Origin of the sequence: Yersinia mollaretii ATCC 43969, from assembly GCF_013282725.1 — a bacterium.
GTDB lineage: Bacteria > Pseudomonadota > Gammaproteobacteria > Enterobacterales > Enterobacteriaceae > Yersinia > Yersinia mollaretii.
Window position 1 is genome coordinate 1,330,839 of sequence record NZ_CP054043.1, and the last position, 18,643, is coordinate 1,349,481.

Consider the following 18,643-nt stretch of genomic DNA (forward strand, 5'->3'; position numbering starts at 1 on the left):
GAATGACCAGAAGGTTCAGTGAGTGATCAGAAGGTTTCCCAGTTATCTTGCTGAGTCGCCTGATTGGCTTTGGGGGTTGACCGTGGTGTTGATGCGCTGGTCGCAGCAGGCTGATGCTGAACCGGTTGCGTCTCTGCTTCCGAGAGTCGGAACACCGCGACCGCTTGCGCCAGTAAGATAGCTTGCTCCGCCAGTGAATCCGCAGCGGCGGCAGACTCCTCCACCAAGGCGGCATTTTGTTGTGTGGTGCTGTCCATTTCGGCAATCGCCTGACTGACTTGCGTGATACCCCGGCTTTGCTCATCCGATGCTGAGGCGATCTCCGCCATAATATCGCGCACATGGGTCACTGACCGGACGATCTCCTCCATCGTCTGCCCAGCATTTTGCACCAGTGAGGTTCCGGCATTCACTTGGGAGACAGACTCGCCAATCAGCCCCTCAATCTCTTTCGCGGCTTGCGCACTGCGCTGTGCCAGATTGCGCACTTCGCTGGCGACTACCGCAAAGCCACGGCCTTGCTCACCTGCGCGAGCGGCTTCAACGGCGGCATTCAGCGCTAGAATATTGGTCTGGAAGGCGATGCTGTTAATCACAGAGGTGATTTCAGAAATCCGTTTAGAGCTGCCGGAGATATCATTCATGGTGCGCACCACATCGCTCACCAGCTTGCCACCCTGTTGCGCGGTTTGTGATGCCTCTGTCGCCAGTTGATTCGCGTGGTGAGCATTGTCGGCATTCTGTTTCACCGTGGCATTCAACTGCTCCATACTGGCGGCAGTCTCTTCTACGGCCGCCGCTTGTTCCTCAGTACGGGAGGACAAATCGGTATTGCCCGCCGCAATCTCGCCGGAGGCATGGGAGACCTGACTGACACCAATGCGGATTTCATCAATCATGGCGCGCAGGTTCTCATTCATCCGCGCCACGGCATTCATCAGCAAGCCTAACTCATCGGTACGATCGGAGGTGGCCGCTGCCGTTAAATCACCGGTGGCGATGCGCTCGGCCATCGCCAGTGTGGCACGTAATGGCACGGTAATTTGGCGAGTCATGCGCCATGAAATCAGCAAACCCAACAGCAGGGCGGCAACAGCGGCAATGGCTAACTGCAATTGCGCATTATTGATTTCGTCGTGGGTGCCTTGCAGCTCTTGGGTGAACAGGTGGGTTGCCAGTTTGTTCAGTTCATTGGCGCTGGTTTCCATCACTTTACCCACTTCCAGCTCTTGCTGATAAGCCGGTAAATAGGCCAGCACGTTGTCTTTATAGGTGCCTAGACTGGTGATAACCGGTGCCAACAGTCTTTGTTGATCTGGCGATAACACCGGCATAAAGGCATTTGCCGCGCTATTAGCGATATTGATGGAGGTAATCAGGGAGGATTCGGCCTCCTGATTGCGATCCAGCAACAAGCCCCGGGCGTTATAGCGCACGGTCATGAGCTTCTGATTCATCTCTGCGAGTAGAATTTGAGTGTTGGTGTCCGCGCCCTCATTGAGCAAACTTTGTTGTAACTCGTTGAGATTCTTCTGTGTTTCGGAGATATTCCAGCTTTTGCGCACATCGTCTTTATGTGCCACGGCATTAACAAAATTACTCTGCTGTTGCAGGTACTCTTCTACCACATCGGCGATGGCCCCGATGGTTTTGCGGTTACTTTCCGACCAGCTAAGAGTCTCGCTCTGGGTCAGCAGGTTTTTGATATTGTTGATGTGTTGCGAGTTTTCTTTGATGTATTGCAAATCATAGGTGCGCTCATATAGCGCACGATTGTATTTTGCCTGATTGGCTTCATCGTTAATTTTGTAGCTCAGATCGACTTTGTAAGCATGCTCTTCGATGACGGAGAAATGGTAAGCGGTGGTCCCAGCGATGATCCCAACCAACAGCAACATCAGGAAAAAACTTAATCCCAGCTTTTTACCGACTTTCACATTATCAAAATGACCCAAAATTTTGCTAAATCCTGCCATGTTATCTCCGTTATGCGGTGTCTCTGATGCAAATCAATCAGCGTAGGTGAGTGGGGTAGGTCTAATTATTAGAGGAATGAGGGCTGGACGCGGGGAGGCCTTGGCAAGAGTGCTTTTCCCAAACGTAATAACAGCTACATTCATAGATTTCGTCCATGAATGCCAGTCACCTTCTTGTACAATCTATCGGCAGGATTTGGCTAAACTTTAGCAATAAAAATGTCAGAAAATAGCAATAAAAAATGCCAGCAAAGAGAACCTTGCTGGCATCGATTGAGTCCCGTAGACATGCGTTTTAAGGCATGTGCGCGGTTTTGGCTAACTACTTAGCTTGAGCGAAACGCGCGGCTGCTTCGTCCCAGTTAACCACGTTCCAGAATGCTTTGATGTAGTCTGGGCGACGGTTTTGGAATTTCAGGTAGTAAGCGTGTTCCCACACATCCAGGCCCATAATTGGGAAGCCTGATGCACCAGCAACGGCTTCACCCATCAACGGGTTATCTTGGTTAGCAGTAGACACCACCGCCAATTTGCCGTCAGCTTTCAGTACCAGCCAAGCCCAGCCAGAACCGAAACGGGTGGCTGCCGCAGCTTCAAATGTGGCTTTGAAATCATCAACCGTTTTGAAGTCGCGCTCGATAGCAGCTTTCAGATCACCCGTCAGGGTGGTGCCCAGTTTCAGACCCTTCCAGAACAGGCTGTGGTTAGCGTGGCCGCCCGCATTGTTACGCATAAAGGTGCGTTTTTCAGCAGGAACTTTGTCCAGATCTTGGATCAGCTCTTCAACACTCAGTTTAGTCAGCTCAGGAAAGCTCTCCAACACCGTGTTTGCATTGTTAACATAGGTTTGGTGGTGTTTGGTGTGATGGATTTCCATCGTCTGCTTATCGAAGTGAGGTTCTAAAGCGTCATAAGCATAAGGCAGGGATGGCAGTGAGTAACTCATAATCATCGTCTCCATAGTGTAGGGCGGCACAAAAAAAGTAAGCACCGCGTAAGCGTTCGGATCATTATAGTTAATTAAATGATATTGAAAATGATTATCAATGCCTTGCTAATTATGTGGTCTTTCTACTCACGAATCCGCTGTGGATGAGTATACACCGTGGCTCTACCGGGTTTACTGAAGCCGACCAAGGTCAAATTGCAGCGCTCGGCGACTTCAACCGCTAAGGTTGTGGCAGCAGAAACAGCAAATAAAATTTCTGCGCCGCACATGGCGGTTTTCTGCACCATCTCATAGCTGGCGCGGCTAGAGACCAGCACCGCGCCTTGCTGCCACGGCTGTTTGGCCCGAATTCCCAGCAACTTATCCAGCGCCACATGGCGGCCAACATCTTCGCAGCCGCCCAATAATTCACCCTGTGGATTGATCCACGCGGCGGCATGGGTACACCCCGTCAACTGACCCACGGTTTGTACCTGTTTGAGTTGCGCTAGGGCGCGGTCCAACTGAGCCAGATTAAAGGTTTGCGTGAACGGCAGCGGGGTGATGGGGCGGAAGATATCCTCCAGTTGCTCGATGCCGCAGACACCACACCCCGTGCGGCCTGCCATCGCCCGACGGCGCTCTTTCAACCCGGCAAATCGGCGGCTCGATAACTCAATATTCACTTCGATGCCGTTGCAGTTGGGGGTGACCTCAATGGCATAGATCTCTTGCGGGGCGCTAATAATGCCTTCCGACAGCGAAAATCCCAGTGCGAAGGCCTCCAAATCCTTCGGCGTCGCCATCATCACCACATGGGAGATGCCGTTGTAGACCAGTGCTACCGGCACTTCTTCCGCCAGCCAATCCCATTGTGGTGCTGTCATTTGATGGCGCTGTAGCACGCTAAGTTGCTTGGCACCGCAGATTTCGGTGGAGAGGTCATTTCCTGAAGGTTTGATCTGGCTCACTATGCGGTCCCGAAAGTTATAACCCATAATCACAATGTGGTAACATTCACATTAAGAATAGTGTGGCTACATATCGTTATTTCAGAAATGTATCCCACACGGTAAAGCGTGATATCGCGTAAGCGATTTTAGCGCCTCCCGTTTTGTTGTGGGAAGCGCGAACTGAATTTTAAATTTCATACCCAAAATAATTCGAGTTGCAGGAAGGCGGCAAGCGAATGAATCCCGATGAGCTTACAGCGGTAAGTGATTCGGGTGAGTGAGCGCAGCCAACGCACATGTGGCTCGAAGTATGACGGGTAAAACAATGTGACAATGTAAGGAGAGACCCATGCAGGTCAGCAGAAGGCAGTTCTTTAAGATCTGCGCTGGCGGTATGGCGGGAACCACGGTCGCGGCACTCGGCTTTGCGCCGTCAGTGGCGCTTGCGGAGACGCGCAATTACAAATTGCTGCGTGCCCGTGAAACGCGGAATACCTGTACATACTGCTCTGTCGGTTGCGGGCTTTTGATGTATAGCCTCGGCGACGGCGCGAAAAACGCCAAAGAGAGCATTTTCCATATCGAAGGGGACCCGGACCATCCGGTCAACCGTGGCGCACTTTGCCCTAAAGGGGCTGGGCTAGTGGATTTCATCCACAGCGAAAGTCGGCTGAAATACCCTGAATACCGCGCGCCAGGTTCAGACAAATGGCAGCGAATCACTTGGGATGATGCTTTTGATCGCATTGCCAAGCTGATGAAAGAGGACCGGGATGCGAACTTTATTAAGACCAACGACGCGGGCGTGACCGTCAACCGTTGGCTGAGCACCGGTATGCTGTGTGCTTCCGCATCCAGCAACGAAACGGGTTATTTGACCCAGAAATTTAGTCGCGCTCTCGGCATGCTTGCCGTAGACAACCAAGCACGTGTCTGACACGGACCAACGGTAGCAAGTCTTGCTCCAACATTTGGTCGCGGTGCGATGACCAACCACTGGGTTGACATTAAGAACGCGAATTTGATTATCGTCATGGGCGGTAATGCGGCAGAAGCGCATCCGGTGGGGTTCCGCTGGGCGATGGAAGCCAAGATCCACAACAATGCCAAGCTGCTGGTGATAGACCCGCGCTTTACTCGTACGGCTTCGGTGGCTGATTTCTACACGCCAATCCGCTCCGGTACGGATATTGCGTTCCTGTCTGGCGTCTTGTTGTACCTGATGACCAACGAAAAAATTAACCGTGAGTACGTCGAAGCGTACACCAACGCCAGCTTGCTGGTGCGGGAAGACTTTGCCTTCGAAGACGGTTTGTTCAGTGGTTATGACGCCGAAAACCGCAAATACGACAAAACTAGCTGGAACTATCAGTTGGACGAGAACGGCTTTGCCAAACGGGACGTCACCCTGCAAGATCCGCGCTGCGTGTGGAACCTGCTGAAAGAGCACGTCAGCCGCTATACGCCTGATGTGGTATCCAACATTTGCGGCACGCCAAAAGAAGATTTCTTGCAGGTTTGCGAATATCTCGCCGAAACCAGCGTGTCCGATAAAACCGCCACATTCCTGTATGCCTTGGGCTGGACACAGCACTCGGTTGGCGCACAGAACATCCGCACCATGGCGATGATTCAGTTGCTACTGGGTAACATGGGGATGGCGGGCGGCGGTATTAACGCCTTGCGCGGTCACTCCAATATTCAGGGATTAACCGACCTTGGCTTGCTGTCACAGAGCTTACCGGGTTACCTGAATCTGCCATCAGAAAAGCAGCCGGATATTGAGACCTATCTGAAGGCCAACACGCCAAAAACGCTGCTGCCGGGCCAAGTGAACTACTGGAGCAATTACCCGAAATTCTTCGTCAGTTTGATGAAAAGTTTCTACGGTGATAAAGCCCAGAAGGAGAACGGCTGGGGCTATGACTGGTTGCCGAAGTGGGATAAAGGCTACGACGTCTTGCAGTATTTCGAGATGATGTCGCAGGGCAAAGTGAATGGCTATATCTGCCAAGGCTTTAACCCGCTGGCGTCGTTCCCGAATAAAAACAAAGTGGTCGCCTCACTGTCGAAACTGAAATTCTTGGTCACTATTGATCCGCTCAATACGGAAACCGCGAACTTCTGGCAAAACCACGGTGAATTTAACGATGTCGATCCATCGAAAATTCAAACAGAAGTGTTCCGCTTACCGTCTAGCTGCTTTGCTGAAGAGAACGGCTCGATCGTTAACTCCAGCCGCTGGCTGCAATGGCACTGGAAAGGCGCTGATGCACCGGGACAAGCGCTGAATGATGGCGCGATTCTGGCGGGCATCTTTATGCGTCTGCGTGAGCAGTACCGCCGGGAAGGGGGCGCGGTGCCAGAACAGGTGCTCAATATGACCTGGGATTACCTGACGCCAGACAATCCAGAGCCAGAAGAGGTGGCGCAGGAGAGTAATGGTCGTGCGCTGGCGGATATCACGGATGCCGATGGCAAAGTGCTGGTCAAAAAAGGCGAGCAGCTCAGCACCTTCGCGCACCTGCGTGATGACGGCACCACCGCCAGTGGCTGCTGGATCTTTGCCGGTAGCTGGACACCCACCGGCAACCAGATGGCCCGCCGCGATAATGCTGACCCATCGGGCCTCGGCAATACGCTGGGCTGGGCGTGGGCATGGCCGCTTAACCGCCGCATTCTGTACAACCGCGCCTCCGCTGACCCGCAAGGCAAGCCGTGGGATCCGAAACGTCAGTTGCTGGAGTGGGATGGAGCCAAGTGGGCGGGGATTGATATCCCAGACTACAGCGCCGCCGCACCGGGCAGTGATGTTGGGCCGTTTATCATGCAGCCTGAAGGGATGGGCCGCCTGTTTGCCATCGACAAAATGGCGGAAGGGCCATTCCCGGAACACTATGAGCCATTCGAAACGCCGTTGGGCACCAACCCGCTGCACCCGAATGTGATATCCAACCCGGCCGCTCGCGTCTTTAAAGACGATTTGGCCGCGATGGGGTCTCATGAGCAATTCCCGTATGTCGGCACCACTTATCGTCTGACCGAGCATTTCCACTACTGGACCAAACATGCGCTGCTTAATGCCATCGCACAGCCGGAACAGTTTGTGGAAATTGGCGAAAAACTGGCCGCGAAGAAGGGCATCAAGCAGGGAGATACCGTAAAAGTCAGCTCCAACCGAGGCTATATCAAAGCCAAGGCGGTGGTGACCAAACGTATTCGCACACTGAATGTCCACGGACAAGAAGTGGACACTATTGGTATCCCGATTCACTGGGGATTCGAGGGCGTCGCGAAAAAAGGCTTCCTGGCTAACACACTGACGCCGTTTGTCGGTGATGCCAATACGCAAACGCCAGAGTTTAAGGCGTTCTTGGTCAACGTGGAAAAGGTGTAACGGAGAGAACCTATGTCACTGCAAACTCAAGACATTATCCGGCGCTCCGGCACCAACTCCCTTACGCCGCCGCCACAGGATCGTAACCATCAGGAAGAGGTGGCGAAACTTATCGACGTCACCACCTGTATCGGCTGCAAAGCCTGTCAGGTGGCGTGCTCGGAGTGGAACGACATCCGCGATGAAGTGGGCCATAACGTCGGGGTGTACGATAACCCCGCCGACTTGACCGCCAAATCCTGGACGGTGATGCGCTTCTCTGAAGTTGAAGATGAAGAGAGCGGCAAGCTGGAGTGGCTGATCCGTAAGGATGGCTGTATGCACTGTGCTGATCCGGGCTGCCTGAAGGCTTGTCCGTCGGAGGGGGCTATCATTCAGTATGCGAATGGTATCGTCGATTTCCAGTCAGAACACTGTATCGGTTGTGGCTACTGCATCGCCGGTTGCCCGTTTGATGTGCCGCGTATGAACAAAGATGACAATCGGGTGTACAAATGTACCCTGTGCGTCGATCGTGTGGGTGTGGGTCAGGAACCGGCCTGCGTGAAAACCTGCCCAACGGGCGCGATTCATTTTGGCACCAAAGAGGCGATGAAAGAGGTGGCGGCTGGCCGCGTCGAGGAGCTGAAAACTCGTGGCTTCGATAACGCCGGGTTATATGACCCAGCGGGCGTGGGCGGTACTCACGTGATGTATGTGCTGCATCATGCGGATAAGCCTCAGCTCTATCATGGCTTGCCGGACAACCCGACTATCAGCCCGACAATCACCTTCTGGAAGGGCATCTGGAAACCGCTGGCGGCGATTGGCTTTGCCGCCACCTTTGCCGCCAGTATCTTCCACTACGTGGGGGTCGGCCCGAATCGGGTTGAGGAAGAGGAGGAAGAGGGCGATAAGCCGGATGCCACCCCTACCGAAACCACCGATAAGGCACCAGAGGCCACCACCGCTGAGCACTCAGACGACGGGGAGACGCGGAAATGAAAAAAGAGAAACGGATCCAGCGCTACAGTGCGCCGGAGCGCATCAACCACTGGATAGTGGCCTTCTGCTTTATGCTGGCGGCGATCAGTGGTTTGGGGTTCTTCTTCCCGTCATTTAACTGGCTGATGAATATTTTTGGTACGCCACAGCTGGCGCGCATCCTTCACCCCTTCGCCGGGGTGATTATGTTCGCCGCCTTCCTGATCATGTTTTTCCGTTACTGGAAACACAACCTGATTAACAAGGAAGATCTGGAGTGGGCTAAAAATATCCATAAAATCGCCATGAATGAGGAAGTGGGCGATACTGGACGCTATAATTTCGGACAGAAATGCGTGTTCTGGGCTGCTATTATCAGTCTAGTTCTGCTGCTGGCCAGCGGCGTGGTGATTTGGCGGCCTTACTTTGCGCCCTCTTTCCCCATTCCGCTGATTCGTCTGGCACTGCTGGTGCATTCGCTGGCGGCGGTAGGGCTTATTCTCGTGATTATGGTGCATATCTATGCCGCCCTGTGGGTGAAGGGCACCATTACCGCGATGGTCGAGGGTTGGGTGCCAGCGGCATGGGCGAAAAAGCACCATCCGCGCTGGTATCGTGAGGTCAATGCCAAACGGCAACTTCAGAAAAAACAGGAAGAGAAACCCTGATGAGTATTCGCATTGTTCCTAAAGATCAGTTGGGAAAACAAAGCGAAAAAGGTACAACGGCGGGGAATATCCCGCCGTTACTTTTCGCGAATTTAAAGAGCCTGTATACCCGGCGCACTGAACGTTTACAGCAGTTGGCGCTGGATAACCCGCTATCAGATTATCTGGATTTCGCGGCTAAAATTACGCAGGCGCAGCAAAAGGCGCTGCATGACCACCCGCTGGTGTTGGACATGAAAGCCGAGCTGGAGCAGTCCGCTGCTAGCGGTAAGCCGCCGCTGGATTTGAGTGTTTTTCCGCGCACCGAACATTGGCGCAAGCTGCTCTCCGCGCTGATTGCCGAACTGCGCCCTGATGCGCCAGATCATATTCTGGCGGTGCTGGATAATCTGGAGAAGGCGTCAGTCCATGAGCTTGAACTCTATGCCGATGCACTGTTAAATCGCGAATTTGCGCAGATTGGCAGCGAAAAAGCGCCCTTTATCTGGGCGGCGCTCTCACTGTACTGGGCGCAGATGGCCAGCCAAATTCCCGGCAAAGCGCGCGCGGAATATGGCGAGCATCGCCAATTCTGCCCGGTGTGTGGCAGCATTCCGGTCTCCAGTGTGGTCCATATCGGCACCCACAATGGCTTGCGCTATTTGCACTGTAATTTGTGCGAAAGCGAGTGGCATGTGGTGCGGATTAAGTGCAGCAACTGCGAGCAGACCCGTGATTTGAACTACTGGTCACTGGACAGCGAAAATGCAGCGGTGAAAGCGGAAAGTTGCGGTGATTGTGGCACTTACCTGAAAATTCTGTATCAGGAAAAAGACCCGCAGGTCGAAGCGGTAGCGGATGATCTGGCCACGCTTATCCTCGACGCCAAGATGGAAGGCGAGGGTTTCGCGCGCAGCAGTATCAATCCGTTTGTGTTTCCCGGAGAATAACCTATTCCCCAGATTTGGCGACCTGCGTGACTATGAGCACTGAACCACACACTCTTTACAGCCAGTTACCGGCCATTGACCGCCTACTACGGGAGCCAGCCATGGCCCCGTTACTGGCAGAATATGGCCCCGCGCTGTTAACCGATACTCTGCGCCAGATGCAATCTGAAGCCCGCGAATACATTAGCCAGTTTCATTCGCTGGCTGATTGGTGTGCGGACTGGCCTGCGGCCTTGCGTCAGCGGCTAAATCAACGTCAGCCCGCGCTAAAACCCGTCTTTAACCTCTCCGGCACGGTACTGCACACCAATTTGGGACGTGCGGCACTGGCGGAATCTGCTATTGCGGCGGTGAATGATGCCATGCGCGGAGCGGTCACCCTTGAATACTCCCTGAGTGGCGCGGGCCGTGGGCATCGTGATCGGGCGGTGGCGGATCTGCTCTGCGAACTGACAGGCGCGGAAGATGCTTGCATCGTCAATAACAATGCCGCTGCGGTGTTTTTGATGCTGACGGTGATGGCGACGGGCAAGCAGGTGGTCGTGTCGCGTGGTGAGCTGGTGGAGATTGGCGGCGCGTTTCGCATCCCTGATGTGATGCGGCAGGCGGGTTGTGAGCTGGTGGAGGTCGGCACCACTAATCGCACTCACCTGAAAGATTACCGTCAGGCGATCAATGAGCAGACTGGCCTGCTGATGAAAGTGCACACCAGCAATTACCACATTGAGGGCTTCGCCGCAGCAGTGGCCGAATCGCAACTGGTGGCTTTGGGGCAGGAGTTTGCCATCCCCACTGCCACTGATCTCGGGAGTGGTTCGCTGGTGGACATGACCCGCTACGGCTTACCGGCAGAGCCGATGCCACAACAGTTAATTGCCGCAGGGGTGGATTTGGTCACCTTCTCCGGCGACAAACTGTTGGGCGGGCCGCAGGCGGGGATAATTCTCGGCAAAAAAGAGTGGATCGAACGCTTACAGCAGCATCCGCTCAAGCGGGCACTGCGGGCGGATAAAATGACGCTCGCCGCGCTGGATGCCACTTTGCGCCTCTATCAGCAACCCGATCGGCTCACTGAGTTGCTGCCCACCATGCGGCTACTGACCCGTCCGGCGCAGGCCATCGCGGAGAGCGCTCAGCGGGTGCTGGCGGCGCTGAGTGATCGCTACAGCGCTGACTTTACCTTGGCGGTGGAACCCTGTTTATCACAAATCGGTAGCGGCTCATTACCGGTTGACCGCTTACCCAGTTGGGCCGTAACCTTGACACCTAACGATGGCAGTGGACGCACGCTGGAAGCACTCACCGCGCGCTGGCGTGGATTGGCTAAGCCAGTGATTGGCCGCGTGGCTGATGGGCGTCTATGGTTAGATTTGCGCTGCTTGGAGGATGAAGCCGCGTTGCTCAGGGAATTGGCACCATGATTATTGCTACAGCAGGCCATGTTGACCATGGCAAAACCACACTTTTGCAGGCGATTACTGGGGTTGATGCTGACCGCCTGCCGGAAGAAAAACAGCGCGGGATGACCATTGATCTCGGCTATGCCTATTGGCCGCAACCTGACGGCACCCCTCTTGGATTTATTGATGTCCCCGGTCACGAGAAGTTTTTAGCCAATATGCTGGCAGGCGTGGGCGGTATTGATCATGCCTTGCTGGTGGTGGCGTGTGATGATGGCGTGATGGCGCAAACTCGCGAGCATCTGGCGATTTTACGGCTCACAGGCCGCCCGACCCTCACCGTCGCGCTGACCAAAGCGGATCGCGTTGATGATGAACGCATCGCGCAGGTCCATCAGCAGGTGATGGCAGAACTGGCCGCACAAGGCTGGCCGCCAGAGCAGGTGACCCTGTTTGTGACTGCCGCCACCGCCGGCCGGGGCATCAGCGAATTGCGCGAACATCTGGCGCAATGCCATCAGCAAGGCGCGGAGCATGGCCGATTACAGCGCCGTTTTCGCCTCGCGATTGACCGTGCATTTAGTGTCAAAGGGGCCGGTTTGGTGGTCACGGGCACGGCACTGGCGGGCAAGGTGGCGGTGGGTGACACCCTCTGGCTCACGGGCAGTGACTGCCCAGTGCGGGTGCGCGGCATTCATGCCCAAAATCAAAATACCCAGCAGGCGCAAGCGGGCCAACGTATTGCCCTGAATATCAGCGGCGATATCAGCAAGGCGCAGATCAATCGTGGCGACTGGCTGTTAGCGCAGCAACCGCCTGAGGCGGTGGATCGCGTGCTGGTGGTGGTCGATGCCGACGTGCCGATACAGCATTGGCAGCCACTGCATCTACACCATGCCGCCAGCCACATTACCGGACGTTTTTCGCTACTGACGAATCCATCATCTCCTGACGATATCTCCCCCGGCGGAAAATCTCCCGTGATTCTGGCCGAGCTATTGCTGGATAACCCGTTGTGGCTGGCCGAGAATGACCGCCTTATTCTGCGGGATATTGCGGCGAAGAAAACCTTAGGCGGCGCGCGGGTGATCCATCTGGCGGTGCCGAAACGCGGTAAACGTCAACCAGCCTATTTAGCCTGGTTAACGGCGCTAGCGCAGGCCAGCACTGACCGCGAGGTGCTGGATTTGCATTTAGCGCAAGGGCCAGTCTCTTTGCGTGGCTTCAGTTGGGCGCGTCAACTGGCTGAATCGGAGATGGCGGTGTTGCTGGCGGGGACCGAGAGTGTGGTCGCCGGAGATATCGTGCTGTCGCAGCCTCATGCTCAGCAAGCGCAGCAAACCCTGCTGCATGTCTTGTGCCTCTATTATCAGCAGCATGGCGATCAGTTGGGGTTAGGGCGCGCGCGTTTGCGGCGTATGGCACTGCCGACGCTGGATGAAGGGCTGGTCTTTCGGCTGATTGATCATCTGCTGGCGCAGGGGGCGTTAAAAAACTGCCGTGGCTGGTTGCATCTGCCCGCGCATGGGCTGGAGTTTACCGAGCAAGAACAGGCACAGTGGCTGCAAGTCGCCCCCTATTTTGCCGATGCCCCTTGGTGGGTACGTGATTTAGCGGCTGAGCTGCACATGGATGAAGGCGATATGCGCGTGTTGCTCCGTAAAGCGGCGCAACTGGGCTACATCACGGCCATCGTGCCGGATCGCTACTATCTGAGTCAGCGCATTGAGCAGTTCGCCGATTTGGTCCGTGAGTTGGACGCCACTCAGGGCAGCGCCTGCGCCGCAGACTTCCGCGACCGACTGGGTGTGGGCCGCAAACTGGCGATTCAAATTCTCGAATTCTTTGACCGCAGCGGCTTTACTCGCCGCCGAGGCAATGACCATTTACTGCGCGACCGTGGGCTATTTTCAGCTACGAATTGAGATATTTCTTGACCCACCCCAATCCGGCCAAGGTGTCGGTTTTGGGGTGATATTCACAGCCGATCCAGCCTCGATAGCCAATCTTATCCAGTAAATCGAACAGATAAGGGTAGTTGATCTCTCCACTGTCCGGCTCATGGCGATGGGGGACCGAGGCTATCTGGATATGGGCGTAGCGCCCGGCAAAATGCTCAATAATCTGCGTTAGGTTACCGTCCACCAACTGTGCGTGGAACAAATCCAATTGCATAAAGACATTGCCACGGTCAATTAATGACAGCAGATCGTGGGTCTGATATTGGCTGGAAAACAGATAGTGGGGTTTCACCTGCGGGCTGAGCGCTTCAATCAAAATGTTAATCTGATGTGGGGCGCACTGCTCTGCCGCGTAGCGGATGTTGCTGATAAATGTCTGTTGATAAGCGGCCCGATCGGCAGTGGGCGGCACAATTCCGGCCATCACATGGATTGAATGGCAGTTTAAGGCGAGGGCATACTCCAGTGCCCGATCGATATCTTGCCGCGCCTGCACCTCTCGACCCGGCAGCGCCGCCAAACCCCACTCGCCACTCTGTGGCTGACCAGGCGGGGTATTAAACAGCGCCAAATGTAAGCCGTGCTGTCGCAATTGAGCGGCTAATTGGTCAGCGGGATAGTCATAGGGAAACAAAAACTCCACCGCCTTAAAACCGGCATCGGCAGCGGCTTTAAAGCGCGCCAAAAATGGCACTTCAGTAAACATCATCGATAAGTTAGCGGCAAACTTGGGCATGGTTCAACTCCGTAATTCGGCAACTTCGTCATCGGTTAGATAGCGTATTTTGCGCTCGCCGAGGGTGAAAATCAGCTTGGCGGTCTCTTCCAGCTCTTCGGTATTGTCTGCCGCCGCGCGCAGGTCTTTGCCGATCACCACCGAGCCATGATTAGCCAACAAAAAGGCGGTGTGATGAGGGGCCAGCCGCGCCAGATCCTCACCTAAGCGCTTATCCCCTGGGCGATAATAGGGCACCACGGGCAGTTTGCCGACCCGCATCACCAGATAAGGGGTGAAGGGCTTGATGGCATTGCGCGGGTCCAAATCTTGCAGGCAAGAGAGGGCTGTTAGATAGGTGCTGTGCAGATGAACCACGGCTTTGCATTCAGGGTTGTTATGGTAGAGCGCCAGATGAAAACTCACCTCTTTCGACGGTTTATCACCCGATAGCCACTCCCCCTGTAAGCTCACCCTCGACAGCCGCTCAGGCAGTAACTCCCCCAGACAAGAACCGGTGGGGGTCGCCAGAATAGAGCCATCCGCCAGTTGTAAAGAGAGATTACCTGCTGATCCGGTGGCATAACCGCGCTGAAAAAACGAGGCACCTAAACGCACCAAACTGTCACGCGCCTGCTGTTCATTGAGGGTGGAATCTTCAATCGTCGTGGAAAGGTCACTCATACCGGGAACTCCCATTGTGCTCTGGCGAAAAAGTCCTCGTCGCCAAAATTACCTGATTTTAACGCCAGTGAAATTGGGGTGTTGGGGTTGATGGACTTCACCCAAGGTACGCCGGGGGAGATGCTGGGGCCAATGTGGAAGGCGTCGATTGCCAGTGCCTGACACACCACGCCAGAGGTTTCGCCTCCCGCAACAATAAAGCGCGTGAAACCCGCCTGCTGTAAGTGCACCGCCAGTAGCGCAAATAGCTGTTCAATGCCCTGACTGGCTATCTCCCTGCCATACTGCTGCTGAATCTGCTGTAACACAGCGGGTTGGGCGGTGGCGTAGACCAGCGGGGCGAGAGTGTCTGCGTCTTGGGATTGCACCCATTGGCTGAGCTGTTCGGCATAAACCGCTCGCTGTGCTTCACTCCCGATGCACTGGGCGATGTCGATGGCTTTGGCGGGGGCTTGCTGCTGATACGCTGCCACTTGTTGGTTGGTCATGGTAGAGCAGGAACCCGACAGCACCACAGCTCGTCGCCCTTGCGGATTGCCCGCCGCCGTGGCGGAGGAGGATGGCGGGGTGGTGGTGGCCCAGTGGTGGGCCAGACCCATCGCCAGCCCAGAACCGCCCGTCACCAGCTTCATATTGTGCAGCGCCCGGCCTTGGGTCAACAGATGTGACTCATTCAGGCAATCCAGTACTGCGTAACTGACGCCATTGTCATACAACTGTTGTAGCTGCTGAGCAACCGCCTCTGCGCCCAGATCCATCACACTGGCAGGCACCAGCCCTGCGCGACCTTGTGCTTGCGCTTCAATCAGCCGCAGCAGATGGCTCTCTTTCATCGGCGTCACGGGGTGGTTTCTCATCCCTGATTCAGCCAACAACTGATCCATCACAAACAGGTAACCCTGATAAACAGTGCGCCCATTCACGGGCAGAGCAGGAGAGATCACGGTGTGGCGCTCCCCGAGGGCGGCCAACAGCGCATCAATCACCGGGCCAATATTGCCCTGCGGGGTGCTGTCGAAGGTGGAACAGTATTTGAAGTAAAACTGAGTGCAGCCCTGTTGTTGCAGCCACTGTAAGGCGGCCAGCGATTGCGACACCGCCTGATCCACCGGGCAAGAGCGAGATTTCAGACTGACAACTCGCGCTTGAGCATCCGCTTGCGGCGGGTTCTCAGGGATACCATTGAATTGGATCGCCGTCATCCCATTATTGACCAGAAAACTGGCAATATCTGTGGCACCGGTAAAGTCATCAGCAATGACCCCTAATCTCATATCCCCCCCTCACGTTTGTTAATTTTAGTTGCCATTTGTTCTTATGTGTTAAATGTAAGGGCTTTAACCTGTAGGTACGGTGACCAATATCACAGTTATTAACATTTAAAGATAGCTTAAATTACGTACAAGGCTATTTTTTGGATGAGAAAATCGTGATAATTTGCTGTTTTATCTCATTTTATTGTGGTTTTTGTCGGCAAGGGAAAAAATGTTAACTTTGCCAAAAACACCCTAACCCTGTGATGTTGCGAAAAAATTCACCCCTCATTTGTGAAAATTGACGTAAAATCACATTATTTACCACTCTGAGCAAAGCAAGAGGTCATCGTGATACCTGTTGAACGGCATCAACAAATAGTGGCGCTGGTGGCTGAACGTGGCGCAATCAGCATTGCCGAACTGACTGAGCGCCTGCATGTCTCCCATATGACCATCCGCCGCGATGTGCAAAAACTGGAGCAACAAGGGATGGTGCTCTCGGTTTCCGGCGGGATTCAGTTACCGGAAAAACTGGTGTTTGAGCCTTCTCATCAAGATAAAGAGGGAATGTACAGCCGCCAGAAAGCCGCGATTGGTGAGTTGGCGTCCCAGCAAATACCGGATAATAGCTGCATTTATCTGGATGCGGGCACCACCACTCTGGCACTGGCACGGCATTTGGCGGAGCGGCAGGATCTGCTGGTGGTCACCAATGATTTTGTGATTGCCAACTACCTGATGGAGTCCGGCCAGTGTGAGTTGATTCATACCGGTGGGCGGGTGTGCCGTGAAAACCGCTCCTGCGTGGGCGAGGCGGCAGCACAGGCGCTGCGGAATCTGTCGATAGATATTGCCTTTATCTCGGCCTCTTCATGGAGTATGCGCGGCCTTTCAACGCCCAGCGAAGATAAAGTCGCGGTAAAAAAAGCCATTGTGGAAGCCAGCCGTAAGCGGATGTTACTTTGCGACACTTCAAAATACGGCAAGATAGCCACCTATCTGGCGCTGCCGATGACGGTCTTCGACACCATCATTACGGATGAGGGCTTGCCGGTTACTGCCTTGGAAACCCTTGAGCAGACTGGGATCAATCTGCTGATCGCCAAAACTCCCACACCGTGATTTCTTAGCGTGCTACCGGCCAATGCAGTGCTGTTTTCTATTGCATTGGCCCTGTTATTCCCCCTCTTATTGATGCCTGCGGCGGTTTAAGGCAGGTTATCCCCTCGTCAATGTTGCTTTTCGTGAATGCCTCTAAGTTTAAATAACATTAATAATCAGTGCATTAACGAATATCAAATTATTGACTGTTAATATTTGTGAGTTAACTCGCATTTACTTGTGATCCAATCCCTTAGATTTAACTTTATCAAACATTAAATAACTAAATTTAACATTTTACTTTTATCCAACACCTGCAGCTATAGCCCGAAGGATTATCGCTGAACCTTGTTCCCTACAAATAATTAAAAATGAGGCTCTATCATGTCTGAAACCACCACTGAACCGACAGTGATACCGACGGTGCTACCGGCAGAGAATCATGCCTACCGTAAGGCGGCATGGCACATTTTACCCCTACTGATGCTCTGTTATGTCGTCGCTTATCTGGACAGGGTTAATGTCGGTTTTGCCAAACTGCAAATGGCCGATGACTTACAGTTCTCCGAGGCGGTGTATGGCTTTGGTGCCGGTATCTTCTTTATTGCCTACTTCTTTCTGGAGATACCCAGCAACCTGATGCTGCATCGGGTCGGGGCGCGGCTGTGGATTGCGCGTATTATGATCACTTGGGGCATCATCTCGGCGGGGATGGCTTTCGTCACCACGCCAATGTCATTTTATGTGATGCGCTGCTTATTGGGGATTGCTGAAGCGGGTTTCTATCCGGGGGTGATTCTTTATATCTCTTATTGGTTCCCCACTAATCGCCGTGGTCGGATGTATGCCCTATTCGCCACTGCCGTGCCACTCTCTGGCGTGATAGGTGCACCGTTATCCGGTTGGATCATGGATGCTTTTAATGGCTTCCACGGCTTTGCAGGCTGGCAATGGATGTTTATTCTGGAAGGTATTCCCTCGGTATTAATCGGTATTTTGGTGATTTTTAAGCTGACGGATCGCATCAGCCATGCCAAATGGTTAACCGCCGAAGAGAAAAAAATCCTACAAACCAATATTGATAACGACACTCAACATCACGTCCACAGCAGCTTGAAAGAGATCTTCCTGCAACCGCGTGTTTGGCTGTTAACCCTGATCTATTTCTGTCTGATTGCTGGTTTTTACACCATTGGCTTCTGGTTACCTACCCTGATTAAAGATAGCGGTGTCACCAGTATCTTAAGTATCGGCCTGCTGAGTGCCATTCCTTATGCTGCCGCTGCGGTGACCATGATTGTGGTATCGCGCAGTGCTGACCGCTTGAGGGAGCGGCGCTGGCATTTAGCCCTCACCGCCACACTGGGTGGGCTTGGGATGATTATCTCCGCCAGTTTCAGTGACAATATCGTCATCGCCATGATTGGTTTAACCATGGGTGCGATGGGCGCATTAAGTACTTTGCCGCTGTTCTGGAGTTTACCGACCGCCTTCCTCGGCGGCACAGCGGCAGCGGCGGGTATCGCGCTGATTAACTCTTGGGGCAACCTGGCGGGCTTTGTCGCACCTTACATGATGGGCTACCTGAAAGATCTGACGCAAAGCACCACCACCGGAATGTTGATTATCTCCACCATGCTCTTTATTGGCGCAGCACTGGTCTTTTTAGTCCCCGCCAAAACAGTGAACCGCTAACGGCACAGAAAACAAGG

At 54.0% G+C, this 18,643-nt stretch carries 14 protein-coding genes; 8 read left to right on the forward strand and 6 right to left on the reverse strand.

The window, feature by feature from the left end; translation table 11 throughout:
• Positions 1–26 precede the first annotated feature (26 nt).
• The 3 genes from HRD69_RS05830 to fdhD all read right to left on the reverse strand — a co-directional run bounded on the left by HRD69_RS05830 (position 27) and on the right by fdhD (position 3,902).
• On the reverse strand, positions 27–1,976 hold the full coding sequence (locus tag HRD69_RS05830; RefSeq protein WP_004876168.1) for a methyl-accepting chemotaxis protein: 1,950 nt from the start codon (positions 1,974–1,976) through the stop codon (positions 27–29).
• 322 nt (positions 1,977–2,298) lie between these two features.
• Entirely contained in the window at positions 2,299–2,922 is a 624-nt protein-coding gene (gene sodA, locus HRD69_RS05835) for a superoxide dismutase [Mn] (RefSeq protein WP_032815070.1), read from the reverse strand.
• A gap of 125 nt (positions 2,923–3,047) precedes the next feature.
• Positions 3,048–3,902 carry a formate dehydrogenase accessory sulfurtransferase FdhD gene (gene fdhD / locus HRD69_RS05840; RefSeq protein ID WP_032815068.1) on the reverse strand — a complete coding sequence of 285 codons (855 nt, stop codon included), beginning with the start codon at positions 3,900–3,902 and terminating at the stop codon, positions 3,048–3,050.
• 304 nt (positions 3,903–4,206) lie between these two features.
• Here fdhD and fdnG point away from each other — a divergent pair, with 304 nt between their 5' ends.
• Genes fdnG through selB form a run of 6 tightly spaced genes read left to right on the forward strand, consistent with a single transcriptional unit; the run spans position 4,207 to position 13,139 of the window.
• Positions 4,207–7,254 carry a formate dehydrogenase-N subunit alpha gene (gene fdnG / locus HRD69_RS05845; protein WP_086020015.1) on the forward strand — a complete coding sequence of 1,016 codons (3,048 nt, stop codon included), beginning with the start codon at positions 4,207–4,209 and terminating at the stop codon, positions 7,252–7,254.
• Between the two features lie 12 nt (positions 7,255–7,266).
• Positions 7,267–8,238, forward strand: a complete 972-nt coding sequence (fdxH, locus tag HRD69_RS05850; protein ID WP_004876163.1) for a formate dehydrogenase subunit beta — start codon at positions 7,267–7,269, stop codon at positions 8,236–8,238.
• The gene (fdoI, locus tag HRD69_RS05855) at positions 8,235–8,885 is read left to right on the forward strand and encodes a formate dehydrogenase cytochrome b556 subunit (RefSeq protein WP_032815066.1); all 651 of its coding nucleotides are present in this window, start codon (positions 8,235–8,237) and stop codon (positions 8,883–8,885) included. Before fdxH ends, fdoI begins: the two co-directional genes overlap by 4 nt.
• Positions 8,885–9,814: a formate dehydrogenase accessory protein FdhE gene (fdhE, locus tag HRD69_RS05860; RefSeq protein WP_004876162.1), complete on the forward strand. Its 930-nt coding sequence runs from the start codon at positions 8,885–8,887 to the stop codon at positions 9,812–9,814. Before fdoI ends, fdhE begins: the two co-directional genes overlap by 1 nt.
• 32 nt (positions 9,815–9,846) lie before the next feature.
• Positions 9,847–11,235, forward strand: coding sequence for an L-seryl-tRNA(Sec) selenium transferase (selA, locus tag HRD69_RS05865; RefSeq protein WP_004876161.1), 1,389 nt, complete (start codon positions 9,847–9,849; stop codon positions 11,233–11,235).
• On the forward strand, positions 11,232–13,139 hold the full coding sequence (gene selB / locus HRD69_RS05870) for a selenocysteine-specific translation elongation factor (protein ID WP_032815065.1): 1,908 nt from the start codon (positions 11,232–11,234) through the stop codon (positions 13,137–13,139). The genes selA and selB overlap by 4 nt, the downstream gene beginning before the upstream one ends.
• Here selB and otnI read toward each other — a convergent pair.
• The 3 genes from otnI to otnK are packed head-to-tail and all read right to left on the reverse strand — an operon-like array spanning position 13,129 to position 15,848.
• Complete coding sequence (otnI, locus tag HRD69_RS05875) at positions 13,129–13,911, reverse strand: 2-oxo-tetronate isomerase (protein ID WP_032815064.1); 783 nt, start codon at positions 13,909–13,911, stop codon at positions 13,129–13,131. The two genes, selB and otnI, sit on opposite strands and share 11 nt — an antisense overlap.
• A gap of 3 nt (positions 13,912–13,914) precedes the next feature.
• Positions 13,915–14,574 carry a 3-oxo-tetronate 4-phosphate decarboxylase gene (gene otnC / locus HRD69_RS05880; protein WP_032815063.1) on the reverse strand — a complete coding sequence of 220 codons (660 nt, stop codon included), beginning with the start codon at positions 14,572–14,574 and terminating at the stop codon, positions 13,915–13,917.
• On the reverse strand, positions 14,571–15,848 hold the full coding sequence (gene otnK / locus HRD69_RS05885; RefSeq protein ID WP_004876158.1) for a 3-oxo-tetronate kinase: 1,278 nt from the start codon (positions 15,846–15,848) through the stop codon (positions 14,571–14,573). Before otnK ends, otnC begins: the two co-directional genes overlap by 4 nt.
• Before the next feature lie 330 nt (positions 15,849–16,178).
• Between otnK and ygbI the strand changes: the two genes are divergently transcribed.
• Together ygbI and HRD69_RS05895 are read left to right on the forward strand one after the other, a co-directional pair.
• Positions 16,179–16,952, forward strand: coding sequence for a DNA-binding transcriptional repressor YgbI (gene ygbI, locus HRD69_RS05890; protein ID WP_004876157.1), 774 nt, complete (start codon positions 16,179–16,181; stop codon positions 16,950–16,952).
• A gap of 363 nt (positions 16,953–17,315) precedes the next feature.
• Positions 17,316–18,626, forward strand: coding sequence for an MFS transporter (locus HRD69_RS05895; RefSeq protein ID WP_004876156.1), 1,311 nt, complete (start codon positions 17,316–17,318; stop codon positions 18,624–18,626).
• Positions 18,627–18,643: the final 17 nt, after the last annotated feature.